Genomic DNA, 18,601 nt, shown 5'->3' with positions numbered 1-18,601 from the left:
ATGGAGAACACCAGCATGAAACAAGGCACCCTGCAACCAGGCCTCCCAGCCCGTTCGCGTCTCCAGGAGTGGACCGCCACCCTGCTGGCGCCCATGACGCTCGGACTCGCGTTGCTCCTGGGCCTGCAATTGGCCGCGGCACTCCTGCTCGGTGCGGGCGGCAGCGGCACCCTGAACCCGAGCGCCGCGGACACCGCGCTGCTGCCGTTCGACGCCAAGACCGTCACGGCAGTGCGGATCGAGGGCGGCGATCAGAGCGTGCTCCTGGCCCGTGGAGACCAGGGCTGGCTGATCGCCGATCTGGGTGACTTCCCGGCCGACGGGGCCAAGATCGATCAGCTCGTGGAGAAGCTGGCCGTGCTCAAGCGTCCGCTGCCGGTGGCGACCAGCCGCGAGGCACTCAAGCGGCACAAGGTGGCGGACGACGGATTCGAGCGCAAGATCACGCTCGAGTCGGGCGATACGCCGGTCGCGACCCTGCTGCTCGGTGACTCGCCCGGCTTCAAGCGCCAGTTGGTCCGGGTCGGCGGAGAGTCGGCGGTCTACGACGTTGAACTGCCGCTCTTCGAAGTGTCCAACCGGCATGACGACTGGCTCACCCGTGACCAGTTGCAGATCGACCAGGAGCAGATCAAGCGCATCAGCACCGCCGACTGGACTTTGATCAAGGGTCAGGACGGCTGGCAACTGGAAGGCACGGATGAGAAACCGGACGCGGCGGCCGTGATCAACCTGCTGGGGCGCATCAGCAGCCTGAGCTACCGTGGGATCTTGGGCACGCAGGATAAGCCCGAGTACAACCAGGCCGCGCCGACCCTGGACCTGCGTCTGCAACTGGCGGACGGCAGCGCCCGTGAGTACCGCATCTCCAAGATGAAGGACGGCACCGACTCCGTACTCAAGGCCGCGGACCGGCCCTGGTACTTCAAGCTGTCCGACATGGACCTGGAGGGATTAGCCGATGTGACCCGTGACCAGTTACTCGGGAAGGCCCCGGCCGCGGCGCCGCAAGCCTCGCCACCGGACGCGGCGAGCCCTCCCGCGGGCGGTGAAGCGGCGATCGAGGACGAAGCCCCCCCGGCGCTGGAGGAAACGGCGGAACCACCACCGACTCCGGAGCAAGCCCCCGTGGCGGATGACGTGACTCAGCCCCAGCCGGGATCAGACCCAGCGCGATAGGACGGTCGCCCGGCCGTTATAGCGTTCGCACCTGATATCCAGACAGACTTTTGTGTAGGGGCGGGTTTCAAACCCGCCCCTACGCCCGGTAATCAGGTCCGAAGGCTATATCCAGACAGACCTTCGTGTTGGGGGCGGGTTTCAAACCCGCCCCTACGTCCGGTAATCAGGTCCGAAGGCTATATCCAGACAGACCTTCGTGTAGGGGCGGGTTTCAAACCCGCCCCTACGTCCGGTTATCACGTCCGAAGGCGATAAACCAAGGCGATTGCCGTCAAATCCGGCAATCGCCTTAGGTCAGACCGCGCGGTCTTGATCGTAGTCCCGGCCAGGGGCGTGCGTAGTCAGGGCTTCCAGCCCTGACGGTGTCAGGCCAGGATGGCCTGACTACGCACCCGGCGAGCCCAAGTGGCCGGAATCTTGATCGAGGCCGACCGCGCGATCTTCAACCGAGCCCCGGACGCTATTTCGGCGCCGGATAAGGAAACACACAGCCCGCCACCGGAGACTTGTACCAGTCCGCATCCTTGGCACCGGCGGTGTTGACCCAGTTGACAAAGCCGGGATAGCAGTTGTTGACCGGGTTTTTCTCCAGCGGCTGTTGCCACTCATCCGGCAGATTGATCGCCCAGGGCAGTCCAGCCTTGGTCTTGAAATAGCGGCCGATCTTGGGGTCGCTGCCTTCATTCTGCCAACCGAACAGCCACGTCTTATGTTTATCGGTCGGCGGATGATCGGGAAGATGCGTCTCGCGCGGCCGATCCCCGACGATGTAGATGAAGGGGTTATAGGGTGCGGCCCCGAGTGCGTCGCGGGTCAGCGCCTCCTTGAAGGTCACCTGGAAATGCACGGTGGGTCCTTTCACCTCCGGGCAGTTGCGCTCGGCATTGAACTTGGCCGCGTAACAGGTCCGACTGCCGGGATTGCGATCCGCCAGCTTCTTGGAGTCGTCAATCAACAGCAGGGTCAGCGACCGCTGCTCCGGCTCGGCGGTCAGCGGCCGGCTGGCCGCCTCGTCGACCCAAAGGCTCCCGGACGCCAGATCCTCAGGAAGCAGATTGGGGAAGTTCAAGCCAAACCCCTGGGAATACGCGGACCCGCGCGATTTGATCTGAAAGCTGCCCTCCAGATCGCGGATCAGGCCCGCGGCATCGCGGACCTCGGTCAGGGTATAGGCCAACACCAGATCGTCCAGGTCATAGTCGCCCTCGATCGGCCACATATCTTCAAACGCCAACTGGGCGCGGCCGGTGCTGCTCGGGTAGGTCACCCGCGAGGCGCGTAACGGGTCCTGTGGATAGTCATCATCCGAGTTCATCACCCCGTCCTTGTCCGGGTCGGCGGGATCAACCAACTCCGCGATCTTTTCCTTGGAAATGGCCTCGAAGGGGTTGGCCTGGATGCTGACCATCACGTCGTTGAAATCCTGGTCGCAATTGCTCTTCTCGCGATTGATATCCTCCACTCCCAGGACCAATTGTTCGTTGGTCTCGTCCCTGAGCAGGATGATATGGGCGCGCAGCAACGGGTTTGTCTCCATATTCAGGCTTTGCAGACTGTGCCAGACCCAACCCGGATAGCGCTCGGTCACCCCCTGGCTGCCATCCCAGCCGTTGGCGATCAGAAAGAAGCCGATCTTGGTTCCGGCTGGAAAGCGGCCCAGATAGACCTGCTGGCCGGTCTTGAGTCCAAGGGAATTGCCACCGGAGGTCGAGTAGGAGGTATTGGGCCACACCACGGTGTACTCCACCTCATCGCGGCTCTGCGGCGGGCTCTTGGCCGGATAGGCATAATAGCCGATCGCGTTCTGGTAACCCGCTCCCTCGTGCAGGAAGGTCATCCAGATATCGGCATCTTTGGTGAGATTGAGTGTCGATGAATCACTGTCGGCGATCAAGGCGCTCGCCCCGGTCACCCGCACGTCTTTCGATTCCGGCAGGGTTTGCGCAATCCGTTCCATGAGATCGGCACTGACCGGCTGAGGCGTCAGGTCCATCTTCTTGGGAATGCCCTGATTATCGTAGTTGGCCTTGTAGACTGCCGCCCCGTAACCGTCGCCGAACAGGAATCGATACTGGATTGGTTCCGATACCGCCGCGGTAGCCGTCGTGGCGGCCAGCACCCCGGCGACTGCCGCCGCGAGGGTGAGTCGGCGGGTGAGCGCGTGGTCGCGGTGCTTCATGGCTGTCACCTGATCAATGGCTGGTGTCTTTCTGAAATGGTTGTGCATGCTGGATCAACCGAACTCGTGATGCAGATTGAGGGTCGCGTCGACCGGCACCAGCGCAGAATTATCGATACCGAATACGCCCACCCGAATCAAGACATTCTTGACCGAACTGGGGACGCGGATTTGACGGTCAAAATTGCCCCACTCGTCGGTTAGTCCGCGCTCGATCACACGAAAACCGCCGTCCTCACCGTCGATCGGTTCAAGGACTTCAACCGTGCGCTGTCCCGCGGGTGCACCTTCGACATCGTTTACGCTCACTTCGACCCAGAGATCCCGCTCGGTATCGAAGCCAAAGGCCTGATCCGGTTGCACCACCTGATTGAGTGGACCGCTGGTCTTGGAGGTGGTATCGCCGGCCTGGGCGCAGCCGACCGGCATCAGCAGTTTCAGCAAGACCAACAGGAAGAAGTGACCAAACTTGCGCGTCATTTTGCTTTTTCCGTTCATGATAGGCCCCGGCTCGAAGCGCGGGGACGACGCCCGCGATGAGATGCCTGATCGTATCGCCGCCACCGGGAGCTCGACCTGGATCATTCGTTAAGAAACCGATACGAACAGGGTAATATATAACAGGGTCACGACCGGCAACCTGTGACCGGGTTCACAACCTGGGATGTTGGTCGAGGGGGGCGCAGCGACCGGGTTGCGCCTAAGGAGACGGCGGCGTTCTCAGCAGCAGGGGGCGGAGGGCGCAAGCGCCCTCACGGTCAATAGACGACCGGGAAAAACTCCGTCGGGTCGGCGGCGCGGCCGGAGGCCGCTTCCACGGGGTCACCAAGTGACAAAGATCCGGACGATTGCCGATCGCCGCTTCACGCACCCGGCCCGGTAGGCGCCGGAACCGGTGTCGCCGCGGTGCGCCCCGCGACGGGCTTCGTCTGCGGGGCGGCGGGGTCCGCCAACGGGCGGGGTGCGGGGAACGCGATCCGCAATGCGCTGGCCGGACCCTTGAACGCCTGACGCAGGGCCGCGTCGCGCCCATAGATGTCCGACCGGAATCCGACCCTGCCGTCCTCGTCAGCGTAGGCGGTCAGATAGTAAAGCAAGACCGGCAGCCGCTCATCCAGAATGACATACCGCGTCTTATTGGTCGAGATCACACGGTCGATCTGGCGCCGATCCCAATTGGCCTCGCCCAGGATCACCTCGGCCAGCTTCAACGGGTCCTGCACCCGCACACAGCCATGGCTGTAGGCCCGGACGCTCTGGCTGAACAGTCCCTTGCTCTGGGTATCATGCAGGTAGACCGCATGGTCATTCGGAAAGATGAACTTGACACGCCCCAGGGCGTTGGATGGCCCAGGCCCCTGGACGATGCTGTAACGCCGCGGATCACTCACGTTGGCGCCGCTGACCGCGCGGCCGGTGCGCCGATCCACCACCTTGAAGCGGCTCGAAACACCGCGCATCTTTTTCTGGATCGACGGTGGGACTGTCCGGGTCGGATTGAAGACGACATGTTCCATCTCGTCACGGAAACTCGGCGTCTGATCCTTCGGAGTGCCCACGACGACGCGCGTACTCCAGTCGATCCGCCCGTCACGTACGACATGCGCCATGAAGCCCGCCACGTCCACCAGGACGTAATCCGCCGACAGATCATCGTAGAACCACCGCATCCGCTCCAGGTTGATGCGGATCTGATCGGCCTTTTTCTCGTCGAACGGCTGATTGAGTGCCGTGATCGTCGCCGCACCGGCAACCCCATCCGCATTGAGGCCGGAGCGCTGCTGGAACTTCATCAGGGCATCACGCAGCGCGGGGTCGAACAGCTCCGGGTCCTGCGGAGCCGGGGTTTCGTCACCGAGCGCCCGCAACCGCTCCCGCAGCGTGACGACCCGCGGGTCACGGCGACCCGGCACCAGCTTTTTCCCCTGGGGAATCTGCGGCGATGCGGTAAGCGGGCGGGAACTACCGAAATTCCGGAGGGCGTGCTCAAGATCGGCAAAGAAGAACGGTTTCGCTGCCAGATCGCCCAAACTGCCGCGCGTATCCGCGGCTGAGACCACCTGCTCCATGGAGCGAATCAGGGTCTCCGCGGGAATCGCCTTGCGGTGATTCCAAAAGCGGTTGACCGCCGCCGGATCGATGCGGCCGAACCGCAGGTGATAGGTGTAACGCAGCAGAGCATCGCTCAACTGAAGATCCGCGGCCAGACGCGCCGCGGGCGCCAGGCCATCCAGATGACCGGGCTTGCTGAGCCGGCGCAAGGTGGCGACATGGTAGTCGGCAGGCTGGAAACCGGCGGCCTGCCCCGCCTCCACCGCGTGCAGCAGCGCCTCGACCTGTGCCGGCTGCAGCCACGCCAGCCGATAACCGCGCGCAGCATAGAAGCCCGCGAGCACGCGACCGGATTCCAGCGGCACCCCATCAATCGTCAGCGCCCCCTGGTCGCGGATCGACTCCGCGGTCGCGCGCAGCAACGGGTTGGTTTCGGAAACCGCAACCGCGACGACCGCGGTCTGATCGGCGGTCACCGGCGGCGACGGCACGGCAACCGCCGGCGGATTCATTGCCGCAGAGTCGGCGGTCGTTGCAGTCACCGGCGGCGCTGCTCCGGGTGGCGCAACAGTGATGGTGTCGCTCGCCGCAAGTACGCCTGGCAGGGCGACCGGGATCAGGGAGATGGACAGCAACAGGTGCCTGAAAAAGCTTGCGGGAATCATCTCCTGCTCCTGGAACGAATAAGGGCATCAAGACGCAACGCGAAAGGATCGAGCGCGGATCAGCCAGGCGATGAGAGAACCGTTCGGTTCGCCGCTTGGCTCCGTCGTATGATATCCGAACCTTCCGCGAAAGATTCCAACCAGTTTGCATTGTAAGGACCCGCGATGACCCTTCGCCAGCTCTACTGCGTCCCCGTCGGCCTGCTGCTCGGCATCGCGGCCGCCCTGCTGTTCCCCGCGGGTGCGCCCTATGTCGCCTGGCTGGGACAGATCTTCATCTCGCTGCTGAAGCTGCTGATCCTGCCGTTGATCCTGGTTTCGATCTTTGCCTCGCTGGCGGGGAGCACCGAACTGCGACAGATCGGCGGGCGCACCTTCCTTTATTATGTCGGCACCTCGGCAGTCGCCGCCGCCATCGGCACCCTGCTCGGGCTCGCGTTCGCGCACGGCCTGCCCGCCGGCCTGCTGAGTCTGGGGCAAGTCCAGACGACGGGCGCCGCCTTCAGCCTGGACCGGCTGATCGATAACTTCATCCCCAGCAATCTGTTCGCATCACTCACGGCAGGCAATGTACTGCACATCGTCTTCGTCGCGGTGATCGCCGCCCTCGCCGCCCGGCGCATTGCCGCCGACCAGCGTGCAACCCTGATCAGCGGGGCCCAAGCCCTGGACGCACTGCTGATGCAGACGCTGAACGGCGTGCTGGCCATCGCCCCGGTGGGCATCGCCGCCCTGGTCTACGGAAGCCTCGCGACCATGGATTGGGCGGGCGTTTTCCAACTGCGCAGCTTCGTGTGGGCGGTCGCGCTGGCCGCCGTGCTGCACGCCCTGCTGCTCATGCCGGGGCTCTACTGGGTGCGGACCCGTCGCTCCCCCTGGCGCCTGGTCGCGGCCTGTCGGGAGCCGCTGCTGACCGCGCTGTCTACCGCCTCCAGCAACGCCACCTATCCGGTCTCCAAGCGCGCGCTGGAAGACTTCGGCGTCAGCGAGCGGGTCACCAGCCTGGCGCTGCCGCTCGGCGCGACGCTGAACATGCACGGCTCGGCGCTCTATCAGGCGATCCTGCTGATCTTCATGTCACACCTGGCCGGGGTCGAACTCACTGCGCTCCAGGCCGTCTTCATCGTACTGTTGACCATGGCCTCCTCCGCCGGCACCGCCGGCATTCCCAGCGGCGGTATCGCCATGATGGCTTTCATGCTCGATCTGCTTGGATTGCCCCCGACCTATCTCGCGTTGTATCTGATCGTCGACCGCTTCTTCGACTACCCCATCACCGCCATCAATGTGTGGGGCGATCTGGTGGTCGCGGCCATTGTGGATCGGGAACTGCGGCGCGATACTGCGGTGCGGCCTTGATCGTAATCCCGGCCAGCGGCGTGCGTAGTCAGGGCTTCCAGCCCTGACGGTGTCAGGCCAGGATGGCCTGACTACGCACCCCGGCGAAACCAAGTGGCCGGAATCTTGATCGAGGCCTGCGGCGCGATGCGTTCGCAAGGGTAGCGTAATCTCTTAGACGCGCCGTCTGTTTGAGACAACCCAGAGCGCGCCGGAAAACAAGGATACCTTCTTGTTCGATATTGGAGCCTTGAAACCCTCATGCTGATCGAGTTCCGGGTCGCAAACCACCGCTCTATCCGGGATGAACAGGCCTTCACCATGCAGGCGGACGACGTTGACCCAGCCGACCCACGTCCGCGGCACGTCTCGGGCTTCGGCGGAAGACTGCTTCCGGCGGCTGCGCTCTATGGGGCTAACGCGAGCGGCAAAAGCAATGTGCTCTCCGCGCTCGGGTTCATGCGCGATGCGGTCCTTGAATCTCAGCGCGCCTGGCCGCCGGAGGGTGGAGTGCCGCGCGACCCCTTCGCCTGGGGCGGCCAGTCTTCCGAGCCTTCGCTGTTCGAGGTGACGCTCCTGATCGCGGATGTACGCTACCGATACGGCTTCCTAGCAGATGACCTACATTTTGTTGAGGAATGGCTTTACGCGTCGAATGGGGAAGAAGAGCAGAGTTGGTTCGTGCGAGACGACGACCGGTTCAGCTTTGGCGACCAACTGCTTGGGGAGAACCGGCTGATCGAACAGGTCACCCGACCGAACGCCCTGTTTCTTTCCGCTGCCGTTCAGCTCCGACACCAGCAGCTCGGCCCACTTTACGGCTGGTTTCGTAACTTACAGGCAGTCAATATCGAAAAAGGAGGCCGTGTCCAGCCCGCCGACAGAGGGTCCGAGTACCGGATGGTGCTGGAGTTACGCGATTCCAAAGACAAGCCCCTGCCGCAACGCCTGGCGAGCTTCGTCGAACTGCTGCGCGCGGCCGATGTTGGAATAATGGACCTTAAGACCGAAGAGACGGACCAAGGCTCGGGCGTTTTCAACGGTGGACACCGTGAGATCCGTCTTCGGGTCCTGCTGCGACATCGCAACGCTGCGGAAGAGACGTGGCTCCCCTTGGAGCAAGAGTCCCAAGGGACACGCACGCTTTATCAGATGGGCAACATACTGCTGGATGTTCTCGGGAATGGCGGCCTGCTGCTTGTTGACGAGTTGGAAGCGCACCTTCACCCCATCCTTGCTCTCCAGATTCTTCGCCAATTCAACGACACGAGCACGAATTCCCACAACGCGCAGATCCTGTTCACGACTCACGACACGCACTTGCTCGGGACTATGCTCGGGGATGCGCCCTTGCGACGCGATCAGGTCTGGCTGACCGAGAAGGATTCCGAGGGCGCCACTTGCCTTTACCCGTTGACCGATTACAAGCCGCAGCCATCCGAGAACCTTGAGCGCGGTTACCTGCAGGGCCGTTACGGGGCCATCCCCTTTCTCGGGGATCTGGTCAAATCCAGGAACCCAGCGGATGGAGAATAAGCGCCGCGATCGAAAACGAAACCCAGCGCGGCGTGCGCCAAGCAAGAACCCGAAACGGCGTCTACTGATCGTCTGTGAAGGCAAAGTGACGGAACCCGATTATTTCCGAGGATTCGAGCGCTGGGCACGTAACAACACCGTCGAGATCGTCATCCCCAACCAGCATGGAGTACCGCTGACACTGGTTCGCCGGGCAGAAAAGCTCAAGTACGACGCCGAATCCGACGCGAAGCGAGAGGATGACCCCTTCCTCTCCTTCGACGAGGTCTGGTGCGCGTTTGATGTAGACGAGCACCCGAACCTGAATGATGCCCGTCAACTCGCGGCTGCACGCGGTATTGAACTCGCGGTCTCTAATCCCTGCTTCGAGCTTTGGTTGTGGCTACATTTCCGGGATAGTCCCGGCGCGCGTCATCGTCACGACCTGCAACGGATGGTCCGTGATCACCTTCCCGACTACGATAAACATCTTCACTTTGATCAGGTCTCGGAGGGCTTCACAGACGCCTCCCGGCGGGCGCGCCGTCTGCACGAGGATGCCCAAGCTGAAGGCGAGCCCGACCGCAATCCGACGACCAGCGTCTTCCGACTGACCGAATCCATCAGTCGTAACGATTCGGCCCCGTCGGTAGCCGGCCGCTAAGCCGCACCGACGCAGATGCCGCGGGGCGCGACATGCAACCGAATCGCGGCCCGTCGCACGCACGCGCGGCGCTGCACCTTCGCGCTGAACGCCGATTGGTCTGGTACATTTCATTTCAGAGCATTCGCACGGCCACCGAACACCAACGACCGATCCTGATTCAGTATAATCGCCGCGGGCGCATGGCGCGTCTCTTAGCCGGACCACCGAAAGGAGTGCAATCATGGCCTCTGCGATCGTCGCAACGCTTACGTCGCTGAAAAATCGCCCGCGTTCCCAGCAACTGAGTCTGGCTGCCGGAGTCCTCGCCTTCGTCGTCGCCCTCGTCGCGCTCATCGGCGTCGTGCGCGGCATCGACCTGTCCGGCGTCGCCGCAATGGACGGCCAGGCCACCCCCGCGCAGGTTCAGGCCGAAATAGCCGGTCTCCGCGCCCAGACTGAAAAGCTTGCCGCCGACCTGCAGTCGTTCCAAGCCGACCTGCGTACTGCCGCCGCCCTGCCGAAGGACACCAAGCAGGCGCTCCAACAGCAGCAGAGCCAGAAGCTGCTCAAAGACCTCGCGGAACGCCAGGAGCGGCTGGAGCAGATCATCGTCGCCAACCCGGGCAAGGCGCTGGAACTCGCACTCCTGCAACGCGACCTGGAAAACCTGAAGGCGGCCCAACAGCAGCATCTCGCCGCGATCGGGGCCGCGGTCGAACGCGGTTACGCCTCCACCAGATGGGTTCTGGCGGGGATGGCGGTCAGCCTGCTGCTGCTCGTCGCGGGTACGCTCCTGAAGGGCAACGCGTCTTAGGGAATGGTTGAGGCTACAGCGTTCCCGCCTCCAGGAAGCTGAAATATCCAGCCCGGTTAAAAATGATGTGATCCAGCAGTTCGATGCCGAGGATGGCGCCGGCAGCCTTGAGTTGCGCGGTGATGGCGAGGTCACCCGGTGAGGGTTCGAGGCCGCCGCTGGGGTGATTGTGGGCGACGATGACAGCGGACGCCCGGTCAGCGAGTGCGTCGGCGAAGACCTCGCGCGGATGCACTGGGCTGCGGTCGATCAGCCCGATCGACACCACCCGGATGTTCAGGATCTCATTTGCGCCATTGATGCTGGCGCAGAGAAAATGCTCCTGCTTACGGTCCGCGTAATGGTGGATGTGCGGCAACAGGTCGGCCGGGGTCTCGATCTTCGCACCCTCCGGCTTGATGCGACGCCGGGCGAATTCGATGGCCGCGAGAATCAAGGTCGCCTTGGCGTCCCCGACACCCGCGAACGGCAACAGGTCTTCGGCCTTGACGTCCAGCCCCTTCTGGTCGATGAGCCGCGCGAGCTTCGCGGCCAGGGCCAGCACGTCCAGGCCCGGCGTGCCCTGGCCCAGGAGCACGGCGAGCAATTCCTGGTCACTCAAGGCCCGCGCCCCTTTGCGCAGCAGCTTCTCGCGCGGACGCTCCGCCGCCGGAATTTCGTGGATGCGCTTGCCCATCGCCTCAGGCCGCCAAGGACAACTGGGCCTGAATGACCGTCACCGCCATGATATCGAAGATACCGCCGGTGTCGGTGTATTTGTGGTCGGTCAGTTCTTCATAACGTCCGTGGGCGTTGTAGGCCGACTGGATCTCGCCATTGACCTGGCCGCGATAGGCGCCCTCCAGATAGATGACATTCCCGCGGTGCGCCTGGACCGTGGTGCGGATGACCGGATCGGCGATCTTCTCCTCTGTCACCTGCCGGATATAGAGCGCCTCTTCATCCGTGATGTCGTAGGTTGCGCGGATCTGTGCGATCACATCCTGCACCGAGACCTTCACCGGCACCGGGCCGGCACCGCCGGCGCCCTTGCCCGGCTTCAGCCTGACCCGGCCGCCACTGGTCGTCACGCCCTGAAACTGCACCGCTGCCTTGGTGACCACCGTGGCACGCACCTGCTGCATCAATTCCGACACGCTCCCTGCTTTGACGAGCTGCGGACCGACATAGTCGGCAAAGGTGGCGAACTCCCCGATCGCCGCCGGGTAGGTGAAGAAACAGGTGAGGAAATGGAAGCTCCTGACGAAGCGCGCCAGCAGGGCCACGAACGCCTTGCGCCCTTCCCAATCGGCCAGCCGCGCCTGAAAGCGCGTGCGCAGCGCATTCACCTGGAACTGCACCCGCGCATCGGTCCCGTGCTCGATCAGGCTGAGCAGGTCGCCGACGTCCTTCCGGGTGAAGACCCCCGCGGCGAGGATCTCCGCGTGCAGGGCGAGGCAGGTGTTTTGATCCGGCTCCTGCGGCTCGAACGGCGTGCCGACCCGATAGGTCGCGAAGGCCGTCAGGATTTGCTTGGCGTTGTTGGTGAAGTCCACGACCACCACATCCCGCTTGCCGGGGTGGCAGCGGTTCAATCGCGAGACCGTCTGCACCGCGTTGCGCCCGAGCACCGGCTTATCGAGGAACATACCGGCGAGTAGGGGTTGGTCGAAACCGGTCTGAAACTTACTTGCCACCACCATGAGCCGGTAGTCGTCGCCCTCGAAGCGGTCCTCGATCAGTTCACCCGTCTGTAACCCATTGACCGCGTGCTCGCTGATGGCCGCGTTCGTCTCCGGATGGACAAAGTCCGAGAAGGCATAGAGCACCTGATAGCCGGCGCCGCGTTCCTTGAGCTTCTCCTTGATAATGGTGAAATACCGCAGCCCTGCCACCCGCGATGAGGCGACGATCATCGCCTTGGCGCGTCCGCCGATGAGCGGCGCCACCTCCTTCTCGAAGACCCGCAGCATCACCTCCGCCTTGTATTGGATCAGCCCGTCGTCCTGAAAGGCCAGATTCTGCAGCACCTTGGATACCACGCCCTTGGGATAGAGCCGCTCCTCGTCCGGCGTCGGAACCATGGGGCAATGCAGGTGATAGAGCGTCTTGTACGAGATGATGCCGGCGGCCACGTCCACGATGTAGCCCTCGGCGATGGCCTCGGCCTCGGTGTAGCGGTCGAATGGCTGGCCGAACATGGAGACGGTCGCCGGTGCCGGCGTGGCGGTGAAGGCGACGAACAACTGATTGCAGTCGTGCTCGCGAATCACCCGGGCGATCAGCTCTTCTGGGTCCTCCTCCGGTGCCTCGCTGTCCGGCTCCCCCGGCGCGCGGAACGGCAGGCGGATGGCCGCGCCCATCTGCCCTTCCTGCGAGCGGTGGGCCTCGTCGATCAGGAAGGCCACCCGCAGCGTCTTCAATACCGGGTTGTTCCGGATCTCATCCAACACCCAGGCAAACTTCTGCTGGGTGGTGACGATGATCGATTTACGCTCCCGCAGGAAGCGCGGCAGGTCATCGGACTTGCGCGCGATGCCCACCACCGACTTCAGGTGGGTGAACTTTTCGAGGTCCTCGCGAATGTTGGTGTCGAGCGACTTGCGGTCGGTGAGGATGAAGGTGATGTCCACCAACTTCTCGTTGGTACCGGGCTGGAACAGGCTGTGCAGCCGGTCGGCAAGCCAGCAGATGGAAAACGTCTTGCCGCTGCCGGCGGAATGCTCGGCTAGATATTTCTTGCCGATGTCACCGGTCGCGGCGAAGTGGGCGCTGATGTCCTCTGCTACGCGCCGCACCAGCCGGCTTTGGTGATAGCGCGGGAAGATCGTAAAGGCCGGCCGCGCCGGCTTGTCGTCCTCGGCCTCCCGCTCCGGCACGCGCAGGAGGAAGAAGGACAGCGCCTCCAGCAAATGCTCCGGCGACAGCACCTCGCGGTAGAGAAACTCGACCGGATACTCATCGGCATTCGTCGGGGCATTGGTCAGCCCCCGATTGTGCCAGCGGAAGTTCTCTTCCTGGCGCGGGTCCGTGGCGGCCATCAGGTCGCTGGTGTCGGCGGCGAGGTAGAGGAAGGGATGCCGGAAGATCCTGTGCCGGTGGTCGCGCTTGGTGAACTGCGCCACCGCGTCATGGACGTTCTCATTGAGCTCGTGTTTCAGCTCGAGCGCCACGATGGGCAGGCCGTTGAGATAGAGGACGAAATCGATTTCGTGATTGGCGTCGCCGAAATAACAATGCGGGCGGAAGCTGAAGCGGTTCTTGGCGTACTGGTCGGCAGCGGCGCTCGCCGCGGAGCGTGGTTTCGGATAATAGAGGTGGAATTCCAGACCGCGCACCTTGAGGCCATGACGGAAGAGCATCCACAGTGGCGTGTGCTCCAATTCTTTGCGCAGTGCCTTGAAGATCGCCTCGCGCGCGTCCGTGCCGTAATCCTCCGCCAGCTTCTTGATCTGGTCGGCCTGGGTGGCTTCGAGGAAGGCCCAGAGATGGTCCTCGGCGATAAAATTCACGGTGTCCGTGATATCGGACTGTTGCAGCACGGCATACCGGTGCTCGCGGGTAAGGTAGTCCGCGATGTCCTGCTGAAACCGAAGCTCCGGGGACTTCTTCTTAGCCATGGGCTTGGATCCGGTTGATGTCGGCGTCGGTGATCCGCCGCTGGCCGGTGACGCATTCGTGGATCAGGGATTTGCGGTAGGCGGTGAGGGTGGCGATTTGGGCTTCGAGAGAATCCCGAATTGCGTTAATTCGATTCATCTCACTCTCAATGTGACTGGCGATGGCTTCCTGCTCTGCAAGCGGCGGCAGGGGAATGTAGTTCCCGCCGATCTGCACATAATTGATGTTGGGCTGGGTGGTAACGATCATGGCGCCGAGAAGTGCCGGCTTCATGGCCATGAGGACATAGAAAAGGTAATCCTTGTCAAGCAAGTGATCTGGCACGAATCCGACAATACTATCTGGAAAGCACGCGTCGAAAGTAGTCACTGCCACCTCCGCAATCTTGGCGCCCGTAATCGTCATTACGATTGTGCCTGATGGAAACATTTTTGAAACCGAGAGTCCCAACTCGTTTAGCGTTTGGCTATACTCGGTGATAAACTTCCCCGCCGCTGAGATGCTGCCTGTCTGAATGAATGGGTAAGGACCATCATAAAATGCAGGGTCGTTCCTCGGGCGATGAGTGAATTGACCTCTCAGCATTTCGACATGGCGCTTCAGCTTAACCCTTTTCCAATGCTCAGGGATCGATGGCATCCAAGCAATGTCGGAGCCGGCCATTCTCACCTTGGGGTTTAGCCCATTGCAAACCGCTGTTTGAATGACGGTCTCTCGCAAGCAACCAAGGGTTCCAAGTTGGCCGCGTTTGGCAGCAACCGCCGCGTCAATCGCCGCGCAACTCGCATCCAGGTAGTCGGTGATGCGCTGTTGCTCCGGCAGTGGCGGAAGCGGGACGCGCGCATCTTTGAAGACCGCCTGCGAAAGCCCAAATCTGGTGACACCTACGGCTTGGGCCTCGTAGTGGGAGCGGAACGCTTTGCTGCAATGAAGCCAGGCAAGATACGGTCCATAGACGTGATGTGCCCTAGGGCGAATCAGTGCTAAATGATAACCGCAGAGAACGCCAGGCAAGGTTTCCGCCACCAAAGCTGGGATCGCTATATCGTCTGGAGTCTCCGAGTCCTTCGTCGCCAGGACATCCCCTATCTGAATTTGAAAGCGCGCTATCTCACGCGGCTCCGCAGATGCCTCCATGAATTCGATTTCGGACGTGATTCGATCGTTCTTGTAAACATCGACGTAGTTGCAAAGGCGAACAGGAATCTCGGAATCGAACGTATGCTTATCTACGTTGCTGAAAAGAATCTCGGTAACATTGCCCATGCGGTCGGATCGCCAATCCTTTGGGATATCTTTTAGAAAACTGGTCTGCGGGCTCATTACTCCCCTCCCTCCATCTCCTCCCGTACCACATCAGCAAGTTGCCTGGCAGTGGGCAGCTTGCCTTTCATTTCGCCCGGCAATTGCGACTGTAATTCATAGACCGCGACGCCGATGGGATTGCCCTTGGTGCGCAGCGCATACTCGACCTCCACGTCGTCCTTTTCGGCGCAGAGGATGATGCCGATCGATGGCTGGTCCCCGGGGCCGCGCTCCTTGTCGTTGAGCAGATTGAGGTAAAAATCCATCTTCCCCGCGTGCTCCGGCGCGAAAGCGCCGACCTTCAGTTCAAAGGCGATCAGCGCCTTGAGGAAGCGGTGATAGAAGAGCAGGTCGATGAAATACTCCTTTTCGCCCAGCGCCAGCCGGTATTGACGCCCCACAAAGCAGAAGCCATAGCCGAGTTCAAGCAGGAAGGCCTGCAGGCGGGAGACGAGGCGGTCCTCCAACTCGCGTTTCTTCACGGCCCGTTTCAGGCCGAGGAACTCCAAAGTGTAAGAGCTGTTGAGCATTTCATCCGCCTGCTCGGCGAGGTATTCCGGCATGGCCAGCGGAAAATTGTGGGTCTTCTTCTCGGTCACCGCCCGTTCGTAGGCGCTGGCCTTGATCTGATTGAGCAAGACATTGCGTGACCAGCCGAATTGCGCGGTGGCGCGAAGGTAGTAGATGCGGGCGGCGGGGTCGGTGAGTTTTGCCATGACATTTGCGTGATGTCCCCACGGCACCGTCGCCACCATTTCTCTCACAAGCTGTGAGAGATTCTCGTGGGCAGGCACGGTTTTCTTCTCCTTTCTCAATTCTTTCACAAGCTGTGCGAGAAATTCAGGAGCGGTGTGTGTGCGGTAAAATTGCAGCATCCGCCACACATTTTGCACGGAAAAGCCGGTTGTGCCCGGAAATGCAGTCTGGAGATCCTTGGCTACCAGCTCAACGACCGATTCGCCCCAGCCCAGTGTCTGCTGCTTCTCCACGATCCCGCGCCCGATATCCCAGTAAAGCATGATCAGTTCGTGATTGACCTTCCTTGCCGCGGAAATGCGGGCGTTCGCGACGCGCGCCTTCAGTTCTTCTATGAACCGCCGGTAGTCGGCATCGCTCGTCAGGTTGGTATCCGTCGGCATTTTCATTGAGCAAGGCCCTCCAGCATCTTCTCGGCCTCTTTCTCCAGCCTCCAAAACTCCGCCAGCAACTCTTTCGCGGGCCTGGGCGGCTGGTAGCGGTAGAAATACTTGTTCGGCAAAATCTCGTAGCCGAGGATGGGCTTGCCGTCCTTCCTCGTCTCCTCCCAGCGGATGATCGGCTTGGCGATCTCGCGCTCGAGGAAGGCGGCGATGTCCTCGCCGTGCGGGATGTATTCGTCGTCCTGCACATAGTGCCGGTGGGTCCATTCGACCGCCAGCGTCTCCTCGGCGCCGGCCAGTGCCTCCTTGAACTTCTTGGCGGCGTTGTCCTTGGGTGTGATGGTGAACGCGACGGTCTGCTCCTCGCCTTTCACCTTCAGCCGCACGCGAAAGCTCAGGTCGCTGGCGTGGAACTCCTGTTCTTTCTTGAGGTTCGCGGCACTGAAGGTCTTCAGGTAGGGCTCGGTGAGGACGGCCGGCTGGTCGTGTTCATCAGTCTGCCAGAAGACGACGCTGACCTTGTGATAGGCGAATGCCTCGCGCGCGAAGACCTTGACCTGCTCATCGGTATCGTCATCGGCCCAGCCGTCGCGGTAGCGCGCCTCGATCCAGGCGCGATGGGCGTCGGTGATGCGGTTGCGTTTGTTGCCGAATGACTTCGGCTCCTTCTCGAACTGTCCGCGGGCGTCGATGAGCATCACGCGCCCCTGGTGGCTGACCGGCTTGTCGTTGCGCAGCAGCCAGACGTAGGTGAAGATCCCCGTGTTGTAGAAGAGTTGGTCGGGCAGCATGACGATCGCGTCGAGCCAATCGTGCTCCAAGATCCAGCGGCGGATCTCGCTCTCCCCGCTCCCGCAATCGCCATTGGACAGCGGCGAGCCATTGAAGATGATGGCGATGCGGCTGCCGCCCTGCGCGACGGGGGCCATCTTGGCCAGCATGGTCTGCAAGAACAGCAGGGCGCCGTCGTTCACGCGCGGCATCCCGGCCTTATAGCGGGTCCGCTCCAGCTTGCGGGCCTCCTTCTCATAGCCGTCCTTGCCGCCCCAGGTGACGCCGAAGGGTGGATTGCTCAGCATCCGGTGGAAGCGCCACTTGGTCTCCGGCCATTGGTCGCCGGGCTCCCTGCTGTAGGGGTCGTCCGGGATCAGGGAGTTGCCGAGGTGGACGGTCGCCTGCCGGTCGTTCTTGATGAGCAGGTCGGCCTGGCAGACAGCGTAGTTGGTGGGTGACAACTCCTGGCCGTGAACGGTGACGTAGTTGTCGACCCGCGCCTTTTCCTCCGGGGTCTCGGCGCGCTCCAGCAGGTGCTCTTTGGCCACGGACAACATGCCGCCGGTGCCGCTGGCGGGGTCGTAGATGGAGAGATGCCGGTCCGGGATTGGGATATCGAGCAATTCGACCATCAGGCGGATGACCTCGCGGGGCGTGAAGTGCTCCCCGGCCTCGTCACCGCTCTGCTCAGAAAAGCGCCGCAGCAGTTCTTCGTAGATGTAGCCCATCTCCAGCCCGGAGAGGTCACCGGGGCCCAGCGCGAGTTCCTTGTACTGGTTCAGGATCGGCGCCAACCGATTGTTCTTCACCATCAGGCCGATGGTGGCGCGGTAATTGAAGTGCTCGATGATGTCATCGACGTTGCGCGAGAAGCCGTTGATGTAGGCGCGGAAGTTGTCCTCCAGCCGGGTCTGGTTCTCGTCAAAGACCAAGCGCAGCGTCCAGTCGGTATGATTCGAGAACGGGCATTGCTGGGGGTTCAGTTCCAGCCCCTTGACCCACTTGGCGACTTCGTCCGCAGTCAGGTTGGGACGATTCGTGCGCACCTCGGCGGACTTCTGCTTGCGCCAGTCGATCAGCACGCACTCCAGCCGGCGAATGACGATGATGGGCAGGATGACGCTCTGGTATTCGTAGGACTTGAATTTACCCCGCAGGCGCTCGGCGGACTTCCAAATATCGGAGGCAAGATTGTCGAGCTTGAGCTTGTTGAGCGAGAGGGCCATGTGGATGCGCGATCAGTGACGGACGACGGAGAATACATTCGACCACCCGCGACGGGGGCCTGACCATCTTAGCGCGTCGGGCGCGTCACGGCCCGGCCGCGATCACCGCGGGCGACGCTTCGGACGTTGACGAGGCCCGTCGCGCCCGCACGCACTTCGTAGGAGC

Annotated in this window: 13 protein-coding genes; 5 read left to right on the top strand and 8 right to left on the bottom strand. The window is 62.2% G+C overall.

The annotated features are described in order from the left end of the window. Complete coding sequence (locus A39O_RS34245) at positions 1-1,179, top strand: DUF4340 domain-containing protein (RefSeq protein WP_020506229.1); 1,179 nt, start codon at positions 1-3, stop codon at positions 1,177-1,179. Between the two features lie 463 nt (positions 1,180-1,642). Here the strand turns inward: A39O_RS34245 and A39O_RS0118880 are convergent, their stop codons facing one another. The 3 genes from A39O_RS0118880 to A39O_RS0118870 all read right to left on the bottom strand — a co-directional run bounded on the left by A39O_RS0118880 (position 1,643) and on the right by A39O_RS0118870 (position 6,078). Beyond that, the gene (locus tag A39O_RS0118880; protein WP_020506228.1) at positions 1,643-3,361 is read right to left on the bottom strand and encodes an LruC domain-containing protein; all 1,719 of its coding nucleotides are present in this window, start codon (positions 3,359-3,361) and stop codon (positions 1,643-1,645) included. A 54-nt stretch (positions 3,362-3,415) separates the two neighbouring features. Continuing rightward, the gene (locus A39O_RS0118875) at positions 3,416-3,841 is read right to left on the bottom strand and encodes a hypothetical protein (protein ID WP_020506227.1); all 426 of its coding nucleotides are present in this window, start codon (positions 3,839-3,841) and stop codon (positions 3,416-3,418) included. A 383-nt stretch (positions 3,842-4,224) separates the two neighbouring features. Beyond that, positions 4,225-6,078, bottom strand: coding sequence for a L,D-transpeptidase family protein (locus tag A39O_RS0118870; RefSeq protein ID WP_157640258.1), 1,854 nt, complete (start codon positions 6,076-6,078; stop codon positions 4,225-4,227). Between the two features lie 165 nt (positions 6,079-6,243). Between A39O_RS0118870 and A39O_RS0118865 the strand changes: the two genes are divergently transcribed. The 4 genes from A39O_RS0118865 (at position 6,244) to A39O_RS0118850 (ending at position 10,391) form a co-directional block, all read left to right on the top strand. Beyond that, positions 6,244-7,437, top strand: coding sequence for a dicarboxylate/amino acid:cation symporter (locus tag A39O_RS0118865; protein WP_020506225.1), 1,194 nt, complete (start codon positions 6,244-6,246; stop codon positions 7,435-7,437). 240 nt (positions 7,438-7,677) lie between these two features. Then, positions 7,678-8,952, top strand: coding sequence for an AAA family ATPase (locus tag A39O_RS0118860; RefSeq protein WP_020506224.1), 1,275 nt, complete (start codon positions 7,678-7,680; stop codon positions 8,950-8,952). Next, positions 8,942-9,595: an RloB family protein gene (locus tag A39O_RS34240; protein ID WP_051088852.1), complete on the top strand. Its 654-nt coding sequence runs from the start codon at positions 8,942-8,944 to the stop codon at positions 9,593-9,595. The genes A39O_RS0118860 and A39O_RS34240 overlap by 11 nt, the downstream gene beginning before the upstream one ends. A 223-nt stretch (positions 9,596-9,818) precedes the next feature. Next, the gene (locus A39O_RS0118850) at positions 9,819-10,391 is read left to right on the top strand and encodes a hypothetical protein (RefSeq protein ID WP_020506222.1); all 573 of its coding nucleotides are present in this window, start codon (positions 9,819-9,821) and stop codon (positions 10,389-10,391) included. Between the two features lie 13 nt (positions 10,392-10,404). Here A39O_RS0118850 and radC read toward each other — a convergent pair whose 3' ends face one another. Genes radC through A39O_RS0118825 form a run of 5 tightly spaced genes read right to left on the bottom strand, consistent with a single transcriptional unit; the run spans position 10,405 to position 18,435 of the window. Continuing rightward, positions 10,405-11,067: a RadC family protein gene (gene radC / locus A39O_RS0118845; RefSeq protein ID WP_020506221.1), complete on the bottom strand. Its 663-nt coding sequence runs from the start codon at positions 11,065-11,067 to the stop codon at positions 10,405-10,407. A gap of 4 nt (positions 11,068-11,071) precedes the next feature. After that, entirely contained in the window at positions 11,072-13,990 is a 2,919-nt protein-coding gene (locus A39O_RS0118840) for a DEAD/DEAH box helicase family protein (RefSeq protein WP_020506220.1), read from the bottom strand. Beyond that, positions 13,983-15,314, bottom strand: a complete 1,332-nt coding sequence (locus A39O_RS34235; RefSeq protein ID WP_083924776.1) for a restriction endonuclease subunit S — start codon at positions 15,312-15,314, stop codon at positions 13,983-13,985. The genes A39O_RS0118840 and A39O_RS34235 overlap by 8 nt, the downstream gene beginning before the upstream one ends. Beyond that, positions 15,314-16,441 carry a PDDEXK nuclease domain-containing protein gene (locus A39O_RS0118830; RefSeq protein ID WP_026199528.1) on the bottom strand — a complete coding sequence of 376 codons (1,128 nt, stop codon included), beginning with the start codon at positions 16,439-16,441 and terminating at the stop codon, positions 15,314-15,316. The genes A39O_RS34235 and A39O_RS0118830 overlap by 1 nt, the downstream gene beginning before the upstream one ends. Beyond that, entirely contained in the window at positions 16,438-18,435 is a 1,998-nt protein-coding gene (locus tag A39O_RS0118825) for a type I restriction-modification system subunit M (protein ID WP_020506217.1), read from the bottom strand. The genes A39O_RS0118830 and A39O_RS0118825 overlap by 4 nt, the downstream gene beginning before the upstream one ends. Positions 18,436-18,601 lie beyond the last annotated feature (166 nt).

The sequence above is a fragment of the Lamprocystis purpurea DSM 4197 genome (assembly GCF_000379525.1).
GTDB lineage: Bacteria > Pseudomonadota > Gammaproteobacteria > Chromatiales > Chromatiaceae > Thiodictyon > Thiodictyon purpureum.
This window is presented reverse-complemented; position numbering and strand designations above follow the sequence as displayed.

Excerpts from the sequence above, each read along its gene's own strand:
- A39O_RS34245 (WP_020506229.1), top strand. The coding sequence starts at position 1 with ATGGAGAACACCAGCATGAAACAAGGCACCCTGCAACCAGGCCTCCCA.
- A39O_RS0118880 (WP_020506228.1), bottom strand. The coding sequence starts at position 3,361 with ATGAAGCACCGCGACCACGCGCTCACCCGCCGACTCACCCTCGCGGCG.
- A39O_RS0118875 (WP_020506227.1), bottom strand. The coding sequence starts at position 3,841 with ATGACGCGCAAGTTTGGTCACTTCTTCCTGTTGGTCTTGCTGAAACTG.
- A39O_RS0118870 (WP_157640258.1), bottom strand. The coding sequence starts at position 6,078 with ATGATTCCCGCAAGCTTTTTCAGGCACCTGTTGCTGTCCATCTCCCTG.
- A39O_RS0118865 (WP_020506225.1), top strand. The coding sequence starts at position 6,244 with ATGACCCTTCGCCAGCTCTACTGCGTCCCCGTCGGCCTGCTGCTCGGC.
- A39O_RS0118860 (WP_020506224.1), top strand. The coding sequence starts at position 7,678 with ATGCTGATCGAGTTCCGGGTCGCAAACCACCGCTCTATCCGGGATGAA.
- A39O_RS34240 (WP_051088852.1), top strand. The coding sequence starts at position 8,942 with ATGGAGAATAAGCGCCGCGATCGAAAACGAAACCCAGCGCGGCGTGCG.
- A39O_RS0118850 (WP_020506222.1), top strand. The coding sequence starts at position 9,819 with ATGGCCTCTGCGATCGTCGCAACGCTTACGTCGCTGAAAAATCGCCCG.
- radC (WP_020506221.1), bottom strand. The coding sequence starts at position 11,067 with ATGGGCAAGCGCATCCACGAAATTCCGGCGGCGGAGCGTCCGCGCGAG.
- A39O_RS0118840 (WP_020506220.1), bottom strand. The coding sequence starts at position 13,990 with ATGGCTAAGAAGAAGTCCCCGGAGCTTCGGTTTCAGCAGGACATCGCG.
- A39O_RS34235 (WP_083924776.1), bottom strand. The coding sequence starts at position 15,314 with ATGAGCCCGCAGACCAGTTTTCTAAAAGATATCCCAAAGGATTGGCGA.
- A39O_RS0118830 (WP_026199528.1), bottom strand. The coding sequence starts at position 16,441 with ATGAAAATGCCGACGGATACCAACCTGACGAGCGATGCCGACTACCGG.
- A39O_RS0118825 (WP_020506217.1), bottom strand. The coding sequence starts at position 18,435 with ATGGCCCTCTCGCTCAACAAGCTCAAGCTCGACAATCTTGCCTCCGAT.